The 17,861-nt window shown below is 64.2% G+C and carries 13 protein-coding genes, 3 tRNA genes and 2 pseudogenes; all 18 read left to right on the forward strand.

Going from position 1 to position 17,861, the window contains the following annotated elements; all coding sequences use genetic code 11:
- Positions 1-81: 81 nt before the first annotated feature.
- Positions 82-156, forward strand: a tRNA-Gly gene (locus NTV05_10470).
- 165 nt (positions 157-321) lie between these two features.
- Positions 322-397, forward strand: a tRNA-Thr gene (locus NTV05_10475).
- Between the two features lie 91 nt (positions 398-488).
- On the forward strand, positions 489-1,688 hold the full coding sequence (gene tuf, locus NTV05_10480) for an elongation factor Tu (GenBank protein MCX6544820.1): 1,200 nt from the start codon (positions 489-491) through the stop codon (positions 1,686-1,688).
- 21 nt (positions 1,689-1,709) lie between these two features.
- A complete protein-coding gene (rpmG, locus tag NTV05_10485) occupies positions 1,710-1,859 on the forward strand; it encodes a 50S ribosomal protein L33 (protein MCX6544821.1) in 150 nt (49 codons plus the stop codon).
- A gap of 12 nt (positions 1,860-1,871) precedes the next feature.
- Positions 1,872-1,947: transfer RNA gene (locus NTV05_10490), tRNA-Trp, on the forward strand.
- A 77-nt stretch (positions 1,948-2,024) separates the two neighbouring features.
- Positions 2,025-2,279: a preprotein translocase subunit SecE gene (gene secE / locus NTV05_10495; protein ID MCX6544822.1), complete on the forward strand. Its 255-nt coding sequence runs from the start codon at positions 2,025-2,027 to the stop codon at positions 2,277-2,279.
- Entirely contained in the window at positions 2,276-2,818 is a 543-nt protein-coding gene (gene nusG, locus NTV05_10500; protein MCX6544823.1) for a transcription termination/antitermination protein NusG, read from the forward strand. The genes secE and nusG overlap by 4 nt, the downstream gene beginning before the upstream one ends.
- A 70-nt stretch (positions 2,819-2,888) precedes the next feature.
- Entirely contained in the window at positions 2,889-3,311 is a 423-nt protein-coding gene (rplK, locus tag NTV05_10505) for a 50S ribosomal protein L11 (GenBank protein ID MCX6544824.1), read from the forward strand.
- A 176-nt stretch (positions 3,312-3,487) separates the two neighbouring features.
- Positions 3,488-4,189: a 50S ribosomal protein L1 gene (rplA, locus tag NTV05_10510; GenBank protein MCX6544825.1), complete on the forward strand. Its 702-nt coding sequence runs from the start codon at positions 3,488-3,490 to the stop codon at positions 4,187-4,189.
- A 23-nt stretch (positions 4,190-4,212) separates the two neighbouring features.
- Positions 4,213-4,740: a 50S ribosomal protein L10 gene (rplJ, locus tag NTV05_10515; protein ID MCX6544826.1), complete on the forward strand. Its 528-nt coding sequence runs from the start codon at positions 4,213-4,215 to the stop codon at positions 4,738-4,740.
- Between the two features lie 67 nt (positions 4,741-4,807).
- Positions 4,808-5,185, forward strand: a complete 378-nt coding sequence (rplL, locus tag NTV05_10520; GenBank protein MCX6544827.1) for a 50S ribosomal protein L7/L12 — start codon at positions 4,808-4,810, stop codon at positions 5,183-5,185.
- Between the two features lie 138 nt (positions 5,186-5,323).
- Entirely contained in the window at positions 5,324-8,635 is a 3,312-nt protein-coding gene (locus NTV05_10525; GenBank protein ID MCX6544828.1) for a DNA-directed RNA polymerase subunit beta, read from the forward strand.
- A complete protein-coding gene (locus NTV05_10530; GenBank protein ID MCX6544829.1) occupies positions 8,530-9,636 on the forward strand; it encodes a hypothetical protein in 1,107 nt (368 codons plus the stop codon). Before NTV05_10525 ends, NTV05_10530 begins: the two co-directional genes overlap by 106 nt.
- Positions 9,637-9,685: 49 nt before the next feature.
- Positions 9,686-13,865: pseudogene (gene rpoC / locus NTV05_10535) on the forward strand (DNA-directed RNA polymerase subunit beta').
- A gap of 439 nt (positions 13,866-14,304) precedes the next feature.
- On the forward strand, positions 14,305-14,679 hold the full coding sequence (gene rpsL / locus NTV05_10540; GenBank protein ID MCX6544830.1) for a 30S ribosomal protein S12: 375 nt from the start codon (positions 14,305-14,307) through the stop codon (positions 14,677-14,679).
- A 10-nt stretch (positions 14,680-14,689) separates the two neighbouring features.
- Positions 14,690-15,163, forward strand: a complete 474-nt coding sequence (rpsG, locus tag NTV05_10545; protein MCX6544831.1) for a 30S ribosomal protein S7 — start codon at positions 14,690-14,692, stop codon at positions 15,161-15,163.
- Between the two features lie 23 nt (positions 15,164-15,186).
- Positions 15,187-17,289 carry an elongation factor G gene (gene fusA, locus NTV05_10550; protein MCX6544832.1) on the forward strand — a complete coding sequence of 701 codons (2,103 nt, stop codon included), beginning with the start codon at positions 15,187-15,189 and terminating at the stop codon, positions 17,287-17,289.
- Positions 17,290-17,479: 190 nt separating this feature from the next.
- Positions 17,480-17,861: pseudogene (locus NTV05_10555) on the forward strand (GTP-binding protein).

The following is a 17,861-nucleotide window of genomic DNA, read 5'->3' on the forward strand; positions in this document are numbered from 1 at the left end:
AGTAGCGAGCCGGAGCGTAACGAAGCGGGCTTGCCGCGCCGTAGTGACGCGAGGAAAGTAGCGAGCCGGAGCGTAACGAAGGCGGGAGTAACTCAGTGGTAGAGTCACAGCCTTCCAAGCTGTTGGTCGCGGGTTCGATCCCCGTCTCCCGCTCCAGCCTTCGCTCGCGAAGCGAGTGAAGGCTGTCCCGACGAAGCAACGGGAAGGGCGAGTTGAGCTGGACCGTTGCGAAGTCGGACCGCGTTGCGAGCTACGGCTGGGAGTAAGAAAGGGCGCTGCGGCGAAAGCCGGTGGTTCGTTGGGGTGTAGTCGACGTGATTGGCCGATGTAGCTCAGTCGGCAGAGCGCGTCCTTGGTAAGGACGAGGTCACCGGTTCGATTCCGGTCATCGGCTCCAGCCTTCGCTCACGAATCGCGCGAAGGCTGTCAGTGAACGAACGTGAAGCGGTGGACACGCAGTTGTCATAGTCATACACGGGAGACCAGCCATGGCGAAGGAGAAATTCGATCGGTCGAAACCGCACGTAAACGTGGGGACGATTGGGCACATTGACCACGGGAAGACGACGCTGACGGCGGCGTTGACGAAGGTGGCGGCGACAAAGGGCTGGGCGAAGTATGTGTCGTATGACGAAGTGGCGAAGGCGTCGGAATCGCAGGGCCGGCGCGACGACACGAAGATTTTGACGATTGCGACGTCGCACGTGGAGTATGGGACGCCGAAGCGGCACTACGCGCACGTGGACTGCCCGGGTCACGCGGACTACATCAAGAACATGATCACGGGCGCGGCGCAGATGGACGGGGCGATCGTGGTGGTGGCGGCGACCGACGGGCCGATGCCGCAGACGCGGGAGCACGTGCTGCTGGCGCGGCAGGTGGAAGTGCCGTGCATTGTGGTGGCGCTGAACAAGGTGGATGCGGTCGACGACCCGGAGTTGCTGGACCTGGTGGAGCTGGAAGTGCGGGAACTGCTGACCACGTATGGGTTCCCGGGGGACAAGGTGCCGGTGGTGCGGGTGTCGGCGTTGAAGGCGCTGCAGGGGGATCCGGAGGCGGAAGCGGGGATCCTGAAGCTGATGGACGCGCTGGACGAGTATGTGCCGATGCCGGAGCGGCAGATGGACAAACCGTTTTTGATGCCGATTGAGGATGTGTTCTCGATCTCGGGGCGGGGGACGGTGGTGACGGGGCGGGTGGAGCGGGGGAAGGTGAAAGTCGGCGAGGAGTGCGAGATTGTGGGGTTCCGGCCGACGATGAAGAAGGTGGTGACGGGCGTCGAGATGTTCCGGAAGCTGCTGGACGAAGGGGTGGCGGGGGACAACATCGGCGTGCTGCTGCGGGGGTTGGAGAAGGACGACGTGGAGCGGGGGCAGGTGCTGGCGAAGCCGGGGTCGATTACGCCGCACACGAAGTTCAAAGCGGAAGTGTATGTGCTGACGAAGGAAGAGGGCGGGCGGCACACGCCGTTTTTCAATGGGTATCGGCCGCAGTTTTATCTGCGGACCACGGACGTGACCGGGTCGATGCACCTGGACGAGGGCGTGGAAATGATCATGCCGGGGGACAACACGCAGATTACGGCGGAGTTGATCACGGCGGTGGCGATTGAGAAGGGGTCGAAGTTTGCGATCCGCGAAGGCGGCCGCACGGTGGGCGCCGGCACGGTCACGGAAATACTGGCGTAGGACTGGGACTGAGAGACTGCAATGCGCGACATGATTACGCTGGCGTGCAACGAGTGCAAGCGCCGGAACTACAACACCACGAAGAACAAGAAGAAGACGACAGAACGTCTGGAACTCAAGAAGTTCTGTCCGTGGTGCCGGGCGCACACGGCGCACAGGGAAACAAAATAGTCAGAGGTTTGAAGGCCAATAGCTCAACTGGTAGAGCGCCGGTCTCCAAAACCGGAGGTTGGGGGTTCGAGACCCTCTTGGCCTGCCAGATGGAGCGGCCGGGCTGTCGCGGAATGCGCCGGTAAGAGATCGCCGAGATGAGAAGCGAAACGAGAACATAACGCCATGCTCGACAACGTGAAATCCGCGCCAGGCAAGGCTCTCGAGGGAGTGACGGGGTCGTTTGGCAACCTGCGCAATTTCCTGAGAGAGGTGCGCAACGAGCTCAAGCGGGTCACCTGGCCGTCGCGCAAGGAAGTCTATGCGACGACATTGGTGGTCATCGCGACGTCGATCTTCTTTGGCGTGTATCTGTTCCTGCTCGATCAGGTGTTCGAGAAGAGCGTCCTGTCGCTGTTCCATTACTTCGGTGCCAAATGACCGACGTCAAGACCAAGCAGTGGTTCATCGTCCATACGTATTCGGGCTTTGAACGCAAGGTAGCCGAATCGCTGCGCCAGCGAGTGCAGGCGTACGGCGTGGTTGACCAGATCGGGGAGATCCTGATCCCGACCGAGGACGTCGTGGAGATGCGGGGTGGCCGCAAAGTGGTGACCACCAAGCGCTTCTTTCCCGGCTACATTCTGGTCGAGATGACGATGACCGACAACGCCTGGCACGTGGTGAAGAACACCCCGAAAGTCACCGGATTTGTCGGAGCGGGCGCCCAGCCGACGCCGCTCACCCAGGAAGAGGTCGACCAGATTCTGCTGCAGGTCTCGACGGCGGCTGAGACGCCGAAGCCGAAGTACTCGTTTGAGAAGGGCGACCACGTGCGCATCAACGAGGGACCGTTCACCAGCTTCAACGGCGTGGTCGACGACGTCAACCTCGATCGGAACACGTTGAAGGTGATGGTCACGATTTTCGGCCGGTCGACGCCGGTGGAGCTGGATTTCCTGCAGGTGGAGAAGATCTAGATCTAGATCGGGCCGACACGGGGGTCGGCCCCTACTACTGACTACTGGATACTGATCGAGAGTTAACGAGATGGCAAAGAAAGTACAGGCGGTCGTCAAGTTGCAGATTCCCGCCGGCAAGGCAACGCCGGCGCCGCCCGTGGGCACCGCGCTTGGTCCCCATGGCGTCAACATCATGGGATTCTGCAAGGACTTCAACGCGAAGACCGCGAGCCAGGAAGGCCTGATCATCCCGGTGCTCGTCACGGTCTACGCCGACCGTACCTTCAGCTTCATCACCAAGACTCCTCCGGCGGCGGTGCTGCTCAAGCGGGCGGCCAATATCGCCAAGGGATCGGCGGTGCCCAACAAGACGAAAGTGGGCACGGTGACGGTCAAGCAGGTCGAGGAGATCGCGAAGTCGAAGATGCCCGATCTTAACTGCGAATCGCTCGCGTCGGCGGTGAAGACAGTGGCTGGGACGGCCCGCTCGATGGGGCTGGACGTCATCTAGGCCCTTCGATTCACGAGTGTGGTCGCGACACGTTCGCTCAGGGCCTAGTGCTGAGCGAGCGCATTGGCGAGTCGAAGTACTAGGCAGAACCCCGGTGCCAGAGGCCACATCCGGCCGCCCGGCACGTTTGGTGGGAGGGCCCGAACGAGGGGCCCGTTGGGACCACGGAGGAGTTGATGCGAAGACTAGGCAAGAAGTTCGCCGCGTCGAAGGCGCAGGTGCCGCAGCGGCCCCTGACAATTGACGACGCGGTGCCGCTCGTCCAGAAAGTGAAATTCGCAAAGTTCGACGAGACGGTGGAGCTATCCATCAGGCTGGGCGTGGATCCGAAGCACGCCGACCAGATGGTGCGTGGCACGATTGTGCTGCCGCACGGGCTCGGCAAGACCAAGAAAGTGTTGGTCATCGCCGGGGGCGAGAAACAGAAGGAAGCGCAGGAAGCGGGCGCCGATGTGGTCGGCGGCGAAGAACTCGTCGAGAAGATCCAGGGCGGGTGGATGGATTTCGAGGCGGTGGTCGCGACGCCCGACATGATGCGCGCCGTCGGCAAACTGGGCAAGGTGCTTGGCCCCCGCGGCCTGATGCCGAATCCCAAGACCGGCACGGTGACCCAGGACATCGGCAAAGCCATTCGCGAAATCAAGGCCGGCAAGGTGGAGTTCCGGGTCGACAAGACCGGGATTGTGCACGCGCCGGTCGGCAAGGTGTCGTTTGCGACCGGCCACCTGGTGGAGAACACGAAGGCGCTGGTTGAGAGCATCATCAAGGCCAAGCCGGCGGCGGCCAAGGGCAAGTACGTCAAAAGCGTCACCATCTGCTCGACGATGGGCCCCGGAATCAAGATCGACACGACGAGCATTGAGGCGGCGCACAAGTAGGCCGCGGAATCAGGGACTGGCGTATGGCACTCACGAGAGCGGAGAAGCAGACCGAGCTGGCGACGCTCGAATCCGAATTGCGCGTGGCGCAGAACGCGATTCTGCTTGATTACAAGGGTTTGAACGTGCCGCAGGTGACCCAACTGCGGCGGCAGGTGCGGGCCGTCAAGGGCCGCTACCGCGTGGTCAAGAACACGATGGTCAGGCGTGTCGTCAAGGGCACGCCGCTCGAGTCGCTGGGGACGCACTGCACCGGCGCGACGGCGGTGGCCTACTCCGGCGCGGATCCGGTGGCGCTGGCGAAAGTGCTGACGACGTTCATCAAGACCGCGCCCGCGTTGAGCATCAAGGCGGCGGTCGTACAGGGCAGGCCCGTTCTGGCCACCGAAGTGGTGGAGCTGGCGAACCTGCCGTCGAAGCCGGAACTGTGCGCGAAGCTGCTCTTCGTGCTGCAGGCCCCGATGGTGCAGCTGGTGAGCGTGTTGAGCGCGGTGCCGCGCGATCTGATGAACGTGCTGGCACAGGTGGAGAAGAAGAAATCAGAGGCGTAGGGGTGCGGCATGCCGCACCTGATGTTGAGCAAGACCGATTGATCGGTAGGAGACGAAGATGGCCGAACTGACGCAGACGCAGGTAGTGGAGTACATCAAGAACATCAGCGTGCTCGAGCTCTCGCAGCTCGTCAAGACGCTGGAATCTGAACTCGGCGTGTCGGCAGCAGCGGCGATGCCGATGGCGATGCCGATGGGCGCGGCCGGCGGCGCCGCGGCCGCGGTCGAGGAGAAGACCGAGTTCAACGTGATCCTGACCGATTTCGGCGGCAACAAGATCAACGTGATCAAGGTCGTCCGCGAGGTCACCAGTCTCGGGCTCAAGGAAGCCAAGGATCTGGTCGAGGCTGCGCCAAAGGCCGTCAAGGAAGGCGTGCCGAAGGACGAGGCCGAAGCCATCAAGAAGAAGTTCGAGGCAGCCGGCGCCAAAGTCGAAATCAAGTAGCGCCGATCCGGGTGTGGGGCGCCAGGCCGCATGAGGCGGCGGGCGCCCTGACGCGTCCCGTGCCAGGCCGACCAGGGTGTCAGCCGGCGATCCGTCCGAGTGTCCTGGAGCCCGTAAGGCCCTAGTCCCGAGAGCAGCATGTACAGCCTTCCGAAGAACATCTATCGCGAGCGCATCGACTTCTCGAAGATCAAGACGACGGTTCCGATCCCGAACCTGATTGAGATCCAGCGGAAGTCGTACGAACGGTTCCTTCAGATGAACCGGCTCCCGACCGAGCGGGAAGACATCGGCCTGCAGTCGGTGTTCAAGTCGGTGTTTCCGATCAGCGACTTCCGCGAGAACTCCTCGCTGGAGTTCATCGAGTATTCGATCGGCAACTGGGAGTGCAAGTGCGGCCGGCTCCAGGGCCTGCAGCATCTGCGCAAGGCGTGCGCCCACTGCGGCACCGTCCTGGTGGCGGAGCCCTACGGCGACAGGGGAGTGCTGTGCCCGAAATGCGGCCGGTCGAACGAGGCCCGCGGCGACGTGTGCGACAACTGCGGCAACACGGTCGACCTCAAGCTGAAGTACGACGTGGATGAGTGCCAGGAGCGCGGCATGACGTACGCCGTGCCGCTCAAGGTCACCATCCGCCTCGTGGTCTGGAACAAGGATCCGGAAACCGGCGCGAAGACCATCCGCGACATCAAGGAGCAGGAGGTCTACTTCGGCGACATTCCCCTGATGACGGACAACGGGACGTTCATCATCAACGGGACCGAGCGCGTCATCGTGTCGCAGCTCCACCGAAGCCCAGGCGCGTTCTTCCACTCCGAAGACAAGGCGCTCTACGTCGCGCAGGTGATTCCGTACCGCGGCTCGTGGGTCGAGTTCGAGTACGACGCGAAGAACCTGCTCTACGTGCGCATCGACCGCAAGCGCAAGTTCCTCGCGTCGGTCTTCCTGCGCGCCCTCGGGCTGCGCGGCGCCGACGAGATCATCAGGGCGTTCTTCACGATCGATCGCCTCTACCTGCGCCAGGGCGCGATCTATTGGAGCGTGGCCGAGAGCCTGGTGGGGCTGCGGGCCGGTGAGGACATCCCGATCCCCGGCACCAACACCACGCTCGCCAAGGGCCGGAAGATCACGCTGTCCTCGATCAAGGCGCTCCGCAGCGCGGGCGTCGAGGCGATCAAGGTCGATGAGGCCGAGCGCGACGGCGCGTACGCCGCGGTCGATCTGGTGGACCCGGCGACCGGCGAGATCATCCTCGAGGCCAACGACGAGGTCACGCACCGCATCATCGCGATCGCCCAGGAGAAGGGCGTCGATCGGGTGGATGTCTTCTTCCCGGATCGCGACGAGGTGGGGCCGACCATTTCCGCCACGCTCAAGAAGGACCCGATCCGGACGCACGAGGAGGCGCTGATCGAGATCTACCGCCGGCTGCGCCCCGGTGATCCGCCGACGCTCGACAGCTCGCGGTCCCTCTTCGAGAACATGTTCTTCAACCCGCAGAAGTACGACTTCTCGCGCGTCGGCCGGCTGAAGCTGAACACGAAGCTGGGCGTGACCACGCCGCTCGAAGAGAAAATCCTGCACCCGCAGGATTTCTACGAGGTCATCCGGTACCTGCTCAAGCTGCGGAAGAACCCGGCGTACGTCGACGACATCGACCACCTCGGCAACCGCCGCGTGCGGTCGGTGGGCGAGCTGCTCGAGAACCAGTTTCGCATCGGCCTGGTGCGGATGGAGCGGGCCATCAAGGAGAAGATGTCGGTCTACCAGGAAATGGCGACGGCCATGCCGCACGACCTCATCAACGCGAAGCCCGTGATGGCGGCCATTCGCGAGTTCTTCGGGTCGTCGCAGCTGTCGCAGTTCATGGACCAGACCAACCCGCTCTCGGAGGTCACGCACAAGCGGCGTCTCTCCGCGCTCGGGCCCGGCGGCCTGTCGCGTGAACGCGCCGGGTTCGAGGTCCGCGACGTGCACCCGACGCACTACGGGCGCATCTGCCCGATTGAGACGCCGGAAGGCCCGAACATCGGCCTGATCTCGTCGCTCTCGTCCTATGCGCGGATCAACGAGTTCGGCTTCATCGAGTCGCCCTACCGCAAGGTGAGGGACGGGAAGATTGTCGACTACGTGGTCATCACCAACGCCGGATCGAGCAAGTACAAGATCGGCGACATGGTCGAAGCCCATGAGATCGCCGAGGATCTCGGCGGCGGGAAGCGGCGCGCGAAGAAGGGGATCGAGTGTGAGCCGTACCCGTTCTACCTTTCCGCCTGGGAAGAGGACCAGTACATCGTGGCGCAGGCCAACGTGGCCGTTGACGATCAGGGGCGGCTGCGCGACGAGCGCGTCAACGCCCGCCAGGCCGGCAACTTCATCCTGGCGCAGCGCGAGAACGTGCAGTTCATCGACGTGTCGCCGAAGCAGCTCGTGTCGGTGGCCGCGTCGCTGATTCCGTTCCTGGAGCACGACGACGCCAACCGCGCGCTGATGGGATCGAACATGCAGCGCCAGGCGGTGCCGCTGCTGCGCGCCCGGGCGCCGTTTGTCGGCACCGGAATGGAGTACAACACGGCGCGCGATTCGGGCGCCGTCGTGCTGGCCCGTCGCGCCGGCACGGTGGACTACGTCGACTCGCAGCGCATTGTCGTCCGCGTGCATGGCGAGGATGGCGAGATCAGCCAGGAGATGGGCGCCGACATCTACAAGCTCACGAAGTTCAAGCGGTCGAACCAGAACACCTGCATCACGCAGAAGCCGATTGTCAGCGTGGGCCAGAAGGTCCACAAGGGCCAGGTGCTCGGCGACGGCCCGTGTACCGAACTGGGCGAACTCGCTCTCGGCCGCAACGTGCTGGTCGCGTTCATGCCGTGGCGCGGGTACAACTTCGAAGACGCGATTCTCGTGTCCGAACGGATGGTGAAGGACGACTACTACACGTCGATCCACATCGAGGAGTTCGAGATCGAGGCGCGAGACACGAAGCTCGGGCCCGAGGACATCACGCGGGATATTCCGAACGTCTCCGAGACGTTCCTCCGGGATCTCGACGACAGCGGCATCATCCGGATTGGCGCGTCGGTCAAGCCGGGAGACATCCTCGTGGGCAAGGTCACGCCGAAGGGCGAGACGCAACTCACGCCTGAAGAGAAGCTGTTGCGCGCCATCTTCGGCGAGAAGGCCGGCGACGTCCGTGACGCCTCGCTGGTCTGTCCGCCCGGCATCGAGGGGATCATCGTCGGGGTGAAGATCTTCTCGCGCAAGGGCATCGAGAAGGACGATCGAGCCAAGGCCATCGAGGCCGACGAACTCGAGATGATGGAAAAGAACCTGCACAGGACGAAGTGCGCATCCTGCACGAGGAGATCAAGAAACAGGCGATCGTCATGCTGCAGGGGCAGACGCTCCGCTCGGACCTCTACGACGAGGACGGGCGCGAGAAGCTCCTGAAGCGGGGCGCCGCGCTCACCCGCGAGGTGCTCGAGGGCGTCCCCTACACGTCGATGATGCGCATCAAAGTCACCGGCGAGGATCCGCGCCTGGAATCCGATCTGCGCGATCTCGAGGAGCGGACCAAACGCAAGGTCGAGGTGATCGAGCAGCTGTTCGAGGAGAAGAAGGACAAGGTCCGCCGGGGCGACGAACTGCCGCCGGGCGTGATCAAGCTCGTCAAGGTCTACGTGGCGATGAAGCGCAAGCTGTCGGTCGGCGACAAGATGGCCGGCCGCCACGGCAACAAGGGCGTGATCGCGCGCATCCTCGCCGAAGAGGACATGCCGTACCTGCCGGATGGCACGCCGGTGGAAATCGTGCTGAACCCGCTCGGGGTTCCGTCGCGCATGAACGTCGGCCAGATCCTCGAGACGCACCTCGGCTGGGCGGCCCACGCGCTCGGTCTCTACTTTGCGACGCCGGTGTTCGACGGGGCGACCGAGACGGAGATCAAGCACTGGCTGGGCGAGGCCGGCATGCCGAAGGGCGGGAAGACCCGGCTGTTCGACGGCATGACGGGCGACGCGTTCGAGCAGGACGTGACGGTCGGCTACATCTACATGCTGAAGCTGTCGCACCTGGTCGACGACAAGATCCACGCCCGGTCGATCGGGCCGTATTCGCTCATCACCCAGCAGCCGCTCGGCGGCAAGGCCCAGTTCGGCGGCCAGCGCTTCGGGGAGATGGAGGTGTGGGCGCTCGAAGCGTACGGCGCCGCGCACATCCTCCAGGAGCTGCTCACGGCCAAGTCGGACGACGTCACGGGCCGCGCGAAGATCTACGAATCGATCGTCAAGGGCGACGCCTCATTTACGCCGGGGCTGCCCGAGTCGTTCAACGTGTTGATTCGCGAACTCCAGTCGCTGTGTCTCGACGTGCAGCTGCTCAAGACGAAGAAGCGGCCGGCGCCGCCCGAGGAGCCGGTGCCCCCGGCCGAGCCGGCATTGCAGGAAGTGTGATCACGCCGGATGCGTGAATGGTTGATTCGCACTGTGAGTGAAGGACCCCATGAGACCTAGCTTCGACACGAAGGGTTCGTTGGTGGCGGATTTCGACGCGATCCAGATCAAGCTCGCGTCGCCCGACATCATCCGGGGGTGGTCCCACGGCGAGGTGACCAAGCCGGAAACCATCAACTACCGCACGTTCAAACCCGAACGCGACGGGCTGTTCTGCGCGAAGATCTTCGGGCCGATCACCGACTGGGAATGCCTGTGCGGCAAGTACAAGCGGATGAAGCACCGCGGCGTCATCTGCGACAAGTGCGGCGTCGAAGTGACGCAGGCCAAGGTCCGGCGCGAGCGGCTCGGGCACATCACGCTGGCGACCCCGGTCAGCCACGTGTGGTTCTTCAAGGGGCTGCCGAGCCGCATCGGGCATCTGCTCGACATCTCGCTGCGCGATCTCGAACGGATCCTGTACTTCGAAGGCTACGTGGTGGTCGATCCGGGCGACACGGATCTCAAGCAGAACCAGCTGCTCAACGAGGAGCAGTACCGCAAGGCCAAGGAAGACCATGGCCATCGCTTCAAGGCGCAGATGGGCGCCGAGGCGATCAAGGAACTGCTGCGCCGGGTGGACGTCGAGAAGATGTCCGGCGAACTGCGCGAGAAGATGCGCACCGAGCAGTCGGCGCAGAAGAAGCTGAAGTACGCCAAGCGGCTCAAGGTGGTGGATTCGTTTCGCAAGTCCACCAACCGGCCCGAGTGGATGATTCTCGACGTCATCCCGGTCATTCCGCCGGAGCTGCGGCCGCTGGTGCCGCTGGACGGCGGCCGGTTCGCGGGCGGGCGGTTCGCGACCTCCGACCTGAACGATCTCTACCGTCGCGTCATCAACCGGAACAACCGGTTGAAGAAGCTGATGGAGCTGAAGGCGCCCGACGTCATCATCCGGAACGAGAAGCGCATCCTGCAGGAGGCCGTCGACGCTCTGTTCGATAATGGCCGGCGCGGCCGCGTGCTGCGCGGCGCCAACAACCGGCCGCTCAAGTCGCTGTCCGACACGCTGAAGGGCAAGCAGGGCCGGTTCCGTCAGAACCTGCTCGGCAAGCGCGTCGACTACTCGGGCCGCTCGGTCATCGTGGTCGGGCCGGAGCTCAAGCTCAACCAGTGCGGCCTCCCGAAGAAGATGGCGCTCGAGCTGTTCAAGCCGTTCATCTACAACAAGCTCGAAGAGCGCGGCATGGTGCAGACGATCAAACAGGCCAAGGAGATGGTCGAGCAGCAGAAGCCCGAGGTGTGGGACATCCTCGAAGAGGTGATCCGCGAGCACCCCGTGCTGCTGAACCGCGCCCCGACGCTGCACCGCCTCGGCATCCAGGCGTTCCAGCCCGTGCTGGTGGAGGGCAAGGCCATCCGCATCCACCCGCTGGTCTGCACCGCGTTCAACGCCGACTTCGACGGCGACCAGATGGCGGTGCACATCCCGCTCTCGCCCGAGGCCCAGATTGAAGCCTCCGTGCTGATGATGTCGTCGAACAACGTGCTGTCGCCGGCCAGCGGCGCCCCGATCGCGATTCCCTCGCAGGACATCGTGCTGGGGTGCTACTACCTGACCAAGGCCAAGCCGGGCGCCAAGGGCGAGGGCCGCGCGTTCGCGGGCATCGACGACGTGCTGCTGGCGCTCCAGGCGGGCGAAGTCGAGACCCTGACGCCGATCCGCCTGCGCTACACCGGCGACCTGCAGGATTTGACCGCGTCGCGTGACGACCAGGACGTGCTGCACACCGAGGTGCAGACGATCCACAGCAAGATCATCAACACGACGGTCGGCCGCGTCATCCTGAACGATGCGCTGCCGAAGCAGATGCCGTACGTCAACGGGCTCCTCAAGAAGAAGGGGCTGCAGCAGGTCGTGCAGTCGTGCTACCTCAAGTTCGGCATCGAGAAGACCGTCGAGATGCTCGACAGCCTGAAGGACCTGGGCTTCCTGTACGCGACCAAGTCGGGCCTGTCCATCGGCATCGACGATCTGATCGTGCCGGCCGAGAAGGAATCGCTGATCGCATCGGCCCGTCAGGAAGTCATCCGGGTCGAGCAGCAGTACCTCGAAGGCGCGATCACCAACGGCGAGCGCTACAACAAGGTGATCGCCATCTGGTCTGACGTCACCGAGCGGATCGCCGACAAGATGTTCAGCGGGATGCAGGCGATGGACAAGGCAGGGACCAACTTCAATCCGGTCTACGTCATGGCCGACTCCGGCGCCCGGGGCAGCAAGCAGCAGATCCGGCAGCTGGCCGGCATGCGCGGCCTGATGGCCAAGCCCTCCGGCGAGATCATCGAGACGCCGATCACGTCGAATTTCCGTGAAGGCCTCACGGTGCTGCAGTACTTCATCTCCACCCACGGCGCCCGCAAGGGGTTGGCCGACACGGCGCTGAAGACGGCGGACTCGGGCTACCTCACGCGCCGGCTGGTCGACGTGGCGCAGGACGTGATCATCTCCGAGGTGGACTGCGGCACGCTCGACGGCATCGAGGCGCAGGCGATTATCGAAGGCGGCGAAACGATCGAGCCGCTCCGCGACCGGATCATGGGCCGCGTGACGCTCGAACGGGTGGCCGATCCCTTCACCGACGAGACCATTGTCGAGGCCAGCCAGGAAATCACCGAGGACCTGGCGTCAGCGGCTCAGGACGCGGGCATCGAGCGCGTCAAGATCCGCTCGGTGCTGACGTGCGAGTCGCGCCGCGGCGTGTGCGCGAAATGTTACGGCCGCGACCTGGCGACCGGGCGCCTGGTGGAGCTCGGGCAGGCCGTGGGGGTCATCGCCGCCCAGTCGATCGGCGAGCCTGGCACGCAGCTGACGATGCGGACGTTCCACATCGGCGGCACGGCCTCGCGCATCGCCGAGCAGTCGACGCTCGAATCCAGCCATGGCGGGACGGCGCGGTACCACGGCCTGCAGGTCGTGGTCGGCCGGCCGCTGTCGGACGGCAGCATCAACCTGGTCGTGATGAACCGCAGCGGGTCGGTGGTCGTCCAGGACGAGAAGGGCCGTGACCGGGAACGGCATCAGCTGGTGTACGGCGCCCGCCTCAAGGTTCAGGAAGGCGAACGTGTGCAAGCGGGTGCGGTGCTCGCCGAGTGGGATCCGTACACCGTGTCGATCCTGACCGACGGCAGCGGCCAGATCCGGTTCAAGGACATCATCGAGGGCCTGACGGTGCACGAGGAGGTGGACGAGGTCACGGGCCTGTCCCGGCTCATCATCGTGGACTCGCCCGACGAGAAGAAGCAGCCGACCATTGAAGTCAAGATCAAGGACGGTGTGACGCGCCGCTTCCGCATGCCGTCCCGGGCGCACCTCATGGTGCGGGACGGAGAGGACGTGGTGGCCGGCGACGTGCTGGCACAGATCCCGCGGGAGACCACCAAGACCAAGGACAAAGCCCCGCGATCCGGCCGTGATGAGCGCCATCGACGGGACGGTCAAGTTCGGCGGCATCGTGAAGGGGCGCCGCAAGGTGCTCATCGCGCCCGACGACAGCTCTTCAGAGGCGGCCGAGTACGAGATTCCGCGCGGCGTCCACGTGGCGGTGCAGGAAGACGAGCGCGTGCGCGCCGGCGATCCGCTGATGGACGGCCCGCGCAACCCGCACGACATCCTGGCGGTGCTCGGGGAGAAGGAACTGCAGAAGTACCTGGTCAACGAGATTCAGGAGGTCTATCGGCTGCAGGGCGTCACGATCAACGACAAGCACATCGAAACGATCACGCGTCAGATGATGCGGTGGGTGAAGATCGAGGAAGTCGGCGACACCGAGTTCCTGATTGAGGACGTGGTCGACAAGTTCCGGTTCCGCGAGGAGAACGAGCGCGTCATCCGCGAGGGCCAGCTGCCGGCGAAGGGCCGGCCGGTCCTGCTCGGGATCACCAAGGCGTCATTGTCAACCGAGTCGTTCATTTCCGCGGCGTCGTTCCAGGAAACCACGCGCGTGCTGACCGAGGCATCCATCTCCGGGAAGATCGACTTCCTGCGCGGGCTCAAGGAGAACGTGACGATGGGCCGGCTCATTCCGGCGGGCACCGGCTTCGAGTACTACAGGAACGTGCGAATCCCGGCCGACGAGCCGCCGCCTCTCCCGCCGCCGAGCGAAGAGGAACTGGAGCTCGAGCGCGAGATGGAATACATGGCCGAAGCCGATATTGCGATTGGCCTGGCGCGCAACGCGGACGAGTAACACGCAAGCGGGTCCCGACGCGCCAGCTCCTCGCGGGGCGTCGTCGTCGGGCCACCGGCAGGCGGGTCCGGCCGCTGGCCGGCAAGCGATTGAGCGCATTCCGGCTGGGTTGCCTGGCGAGGGCTTGCGCCAGGCGACCCGGTCGTGCTATCTTTGACAGGTTCTTCGGACGCTGGGAAACCCTATCTAGCGTCCGCCGCCTAGAAGGCAACGCGGATTCATCCGCTCCTCGGCGAGAAAACACCAGTCATAGGGTTTGTCGCCCTCTGGCGCCAAGCGTTCGCAGACGCTTTCAGGCCAGGGGGGCTCAAGAGTCAGGTCGGGCGTCGTTCGGAATCGCCGGCCGGCTCGGAGTGCGGTGGATGTGACGGCGGACGCGGTGCCGATCATGCGGCATTGCGCCTCTCCGTCGGGTGAGTTGTTATTGTACGGAGCGACCGTGCCGACCATCAGCCAGCTTGTTCGAAAAGGGCGCGATAAAATCGTCTTCAAGACGAAGAGTCCCGCGCTGCAGGACAACCCCCAGAAGCGGGGTGTGTGTGTGCGCGTCTTCACGCAGACGCCGAAGAAGCCGAATTCGGCTCTTCGCAAGGTCGCTCGCGTGCGGTTGACGAATGGGATCGAGGTCACCACCTATATCCCCGGCGTCGGCCACAACCTCCAGGAGCACTCGCTGGTGCTCATCCGGGGAGGGCGCGTCAAGGACCTGCCGGGCGTCCGGTATCACGTGATTCGCGGCACGCTCGATGCCGTGGGTGTGCAGGGGCGCAAGCAGGGTCGCTCCAGGTACGGCGCCAAGCGGCCGAAGCAGTAGGACCGAAGCTATGCCACGCAGACGAGAAATTCCCAAGCGCGAAGTGGTGCCCGACCCGGTGTACGGCAGTGCGCTGGTCACCAAGTTCATCAATACCGTGATGAAGGAGGGGAAGCGCAGCACCGCCGAGTCGATCCTGTACCGCGCCTTCGACATCATCAAGGACAAGACCGGCGAGGATCCCGTCAAGATCTTCAAGAAGGCCGTCGACAACGTCAAGCCGGCGCTCGAGGTCAAGTCGCGCCGCGTTGGCGGGTCGAACTACCAGGTGCCGATCGAGGTGAACCCGACCCGGCGGCTCTCGCTGAGCATCCGCTGGCTCGTGCTCTACTCGCGGACCCGCGGCGACGGCAAGACGATGCACGAGAAGCTGGCCAACGAGTTCATGGATGCCGCGAATCTGCGTGGCGGCGCCGTGAAGAAGAAAGAAGACACGCACCGCATGGCCGAGGCCAACAAGGCCTTTGCCCATTATCGCTGGTAGCGACGGAAAGCACCTGACATCCCATGCCTCGGCTCGTATCACTCGATCGGACGCGGAACATCGGCATCATGGCCCACATTGATGCCGGGAAGACCACGACGACCGAACGTATCCTGTTCTACACAGGCATCACCTACAAGTTGGGAGAGGTGCATGACGGCACCGCGGTGATGGACTGGATGGAGCAGGAACAGGAGCGGGGCATCACGATTACGTCCGCCGCGACGACGTGCATGTGGCGGGACAACCGGATCAACATCATCGATACCCCCGGCCACGTGGACTTCACCGCCGAGGTCGAGCGCTCGCTGCGCGTGCTGGACGGCGCGGTCGCGGTGTTCGACGCGGTGTCGGGAGTCGAGCCGCAGTCGGAGACGGTGTGGCGCCAGGCCGACAAGTACCGCGTGCCGCGCATCTGCTTCGTCAACAAGATGGATCGCGTCGGTGCGGACTTCGTCGAGACACTGAGGCAGATCCGGACGAAGCTGGGCGCAAACCCGGTGGCCATCCAGCTGCCGATCGGCGCCGAAGCGGGCTTTACCGGGGCCATCGACCTGGTGCGGATGAAGGCGATCCGCTACATGGACGAGACGCTCGGAGCCGACTACGTCGTCGAGGACATTCCGGCCGAATATGAAGCGGTGGCGCGCGAGTATCGGGAGCACCTGATCGAGAAGGTCAGCGAGGTCAGCGACGCCATTCTGGAGAAGTACCTGCACGGCGGCGAGATTACCGAGGACGAAATCAAGGCGGTCCTACGCCGGCGCACGATCGAATCGGTGCGCAACGAGAAGGCGCCGTTCGTCCCCGTCATCTGCGGGTCCGCCTTCAAGAACAAGGGTGTGCAGCCGCTGCTCGATGCCGCGGTTGACTACCTGCCGTCGCCGCTCGACATTCCGCCCATCATTGGGCTGGTGCCGGACAAGGGTGAGGAACAGACCGAGCGGCCGGCCGACGACAAGGCGCCGTTTTCCGCGCTGGCCTTCAAGATTATGACCGACCCGTTTGTCGGCCAGCTCACCTTCATCCGCGTGTACTCGGGCTTCCTGCAGTCGGGCGGTTTTGTCTACAACACGACCAGGGGCAAGACCGAGCGTATCGGCCGCCTCCTGAAGATGCACGCCAACAAGCGTGAGGAAATCAAGGAAGTCTACGCGGGCGACATCGCGGCGGTCGTGGGATTGCGGAGCGTGAGCACGGGCGACACGATCTGCGACGAAAAGCAGCCGGTCCTGCTCGAAGCGATGGATTTCCCCGAAACGGTGATCTCGCTGGCGATCGAGCCCAAGACGAAGGCCGATCAGGAACGCCTCGGCATGGGGCTCGGCAAGCTGCAGGCCGAGGATCCCACCTTCCGGGTGCGGACCGACCAGGAAACCGGGCAGGTCGTGATCGCCGGGATGGGCGAGCTGCATCTGGAGATCATCGTCGACCGCCTGAAGCGCGAATTCAACGTCGAGGCGAGCGTCGGACGGCCGCAGGTCGCGTACAAGGAAACATTCACGGCCGCGGCCCAGGGCGAAGGCCGGTACATCCGGCAGACGGGCGGCCACGGCCAGTACGGCCACGCGAAGATCCGCCTGGTGCCGCGCCGGCCCGGCGAGGGGTTCGAGTTCGAGAACGCGATCGTCGGTGGCACGATTCCGCGCGAGTACATCAAGCCGATCGAGGAAGGCATCCGCGAGGCGATGACCGGCGGGGTGCTGGCCGGCTATCCGATCGACGATGTGGGCGTTGAGCTCTACGACGGATCGTTCCACGATGTCGATTCGTCCGAGATGGCCTTTAAGATTGCGGGTTCGCTGGCGTTCAAGGACGCGGCCAAGCGGGCCCATCCGGTTCTGCTCGAGCCCGTGATGCGCGTCGAAGTCGTGGTGCCCGAAGAGCACATGGGCGACGTGATTGGTGACTTGAACAGCCGCCGAGGCAAGATTCAGGCGATGGAGGCGCGCGGCGGAACGCAGATTATCCGCGCCCGCGTGCCGCTGTCGGAGATGTTCGGCTACGCGACCGACCTGCGTTCGCGGACGCAGGGGCGCGCGACCTACTCGATGCACTTCGAGCGGTACGAGCAGACGCCGCAAGCGGTGAGTGAGGAAGTGGTCGCACGGATTTCCGGTCGCTAGGGGCGCAAGGCGACCGGCCCGGCCGTAGCGCGCAGCGCGAAGGCGGGCCAGCGAGTGTTTGCGGCCAGTCCCGCCGAAGCCCGCGGGGCGAAGGCGGACAGACGAATCTTCAAGCTTCGTCTTGGCAAGCGAGCGGTAGTGGGCAGAGGGATCGCGGCGCACTTGTCATAGGGAGAACGGGAGACCAGCCATGGGGAAAGAGAAGTTCGACCGGTCGAAACCGCATGTGAACGTGGGGACCATCGGGCACATTGACCACGGGAAGACGACGCTGACGGCGGCGTTGACGAAAGTGGCCTCGATGAAGGGCTGGGCGAAATTCTGACGATTGCGACGTCGCACGTGGAGTATGGGACGCCGAAGCGGCACTACGCGCACGTGGACTGCCCGGGGCACGCGGATTACATCAAGAACATGATCACGGGCGCGGCGCAGATGGACGGAGCGATTGTGGTGGTGGCGGCGACCGACGGGCCGATGCCGCAGACGCGGGAGCACGTGCTGCTGGCGCGGCAGGTGGAAGTGCCGTGCATTGTGGTGGCGCTGAACAAGGTGGATGCGGTCGACGACCC

This window comes from Acidobacteriota bacterium (assembly GCA_026393755.1).
Taxonomy (GTDB): domain Bacteria; phylum Acidobacteriota; class Vicinamibacteria; order Vicinamibacterales; family JAKQTR01; genus JBAXOX01.

What these genes read in the sequence shown, in the direction of transcription:
- rpsG (MCX6544831.1), top strand. Translation starts at nt 14,690, where the DNA reads ATGCCACGCAGACGAGAAATTCCCAAGCGCGAAGTGGTGCCCGACCCG.
- rplK (MCX6544824.1), top strand. Translation starts at nt 2,889, where the DNA reads ATGGCAAAGAAAGTACAGGCGGTCGTCAAGTTGCAGATTCCCGCCGGC.
- fusA (MCX6544832.1), top strand. Translation starts at nt 15,187, where the DNA reads ATGCCTCGGCTCGTATCACTCGATCGGACGCGGAACATCGGCATCATG.
- nusG (MCX6544823.1), top strand. Translation starts at nt 2,276, where the DNA reads ATGACCGACGTCAAGACCAAGCAGTGGTTCATCGTCCATACGTATTCG.
- rplJ (MCX6544826.1), top strand. Translation starts at nt 4,213, where the DNA reads ATGGCACTCACGAGAGCGGAGAAGCAGACCGAGCTGGCGACGCTCGAA.
- secE (MCX6544822.1), top strand. Translation starts at nt 2,025, where the DNA reads ATGCTCGACAACGTGAAATCCGCGCCAGGCAAGGCTCTCGAGGGAGTG.
- rpmG (MCX6544821.1), top strand. Translation starts at nt 1,710, where the DNA reads ATGCGCGACATGATTACGCTGGCGTGCAACGAGTGCAAGCGCCGGAAC.
- NTV05_10525 (MCX6544828.1), top strand. Translation starts at nt 5,324, where the DNA reads ATGTACAGCCTTCCGAAGAACATCTATCGCGAGCGCATCGACTTCTCG.
- rplA (MCX6544825.1), top strand. Translation starts at nt 3,488, where the DNA reads ATGCGAAGACTAGGCAAGAAGTTCGCCGCGTCGAAGGCGCAGGTGCCG.
- tuf (MCX6544820.1), top strand. Translation starts at nt 489, where the DNA reads ATGGCGAAGGAGAAATTCGATCGGTCGAAACCGCACGTAAACGTGGGG.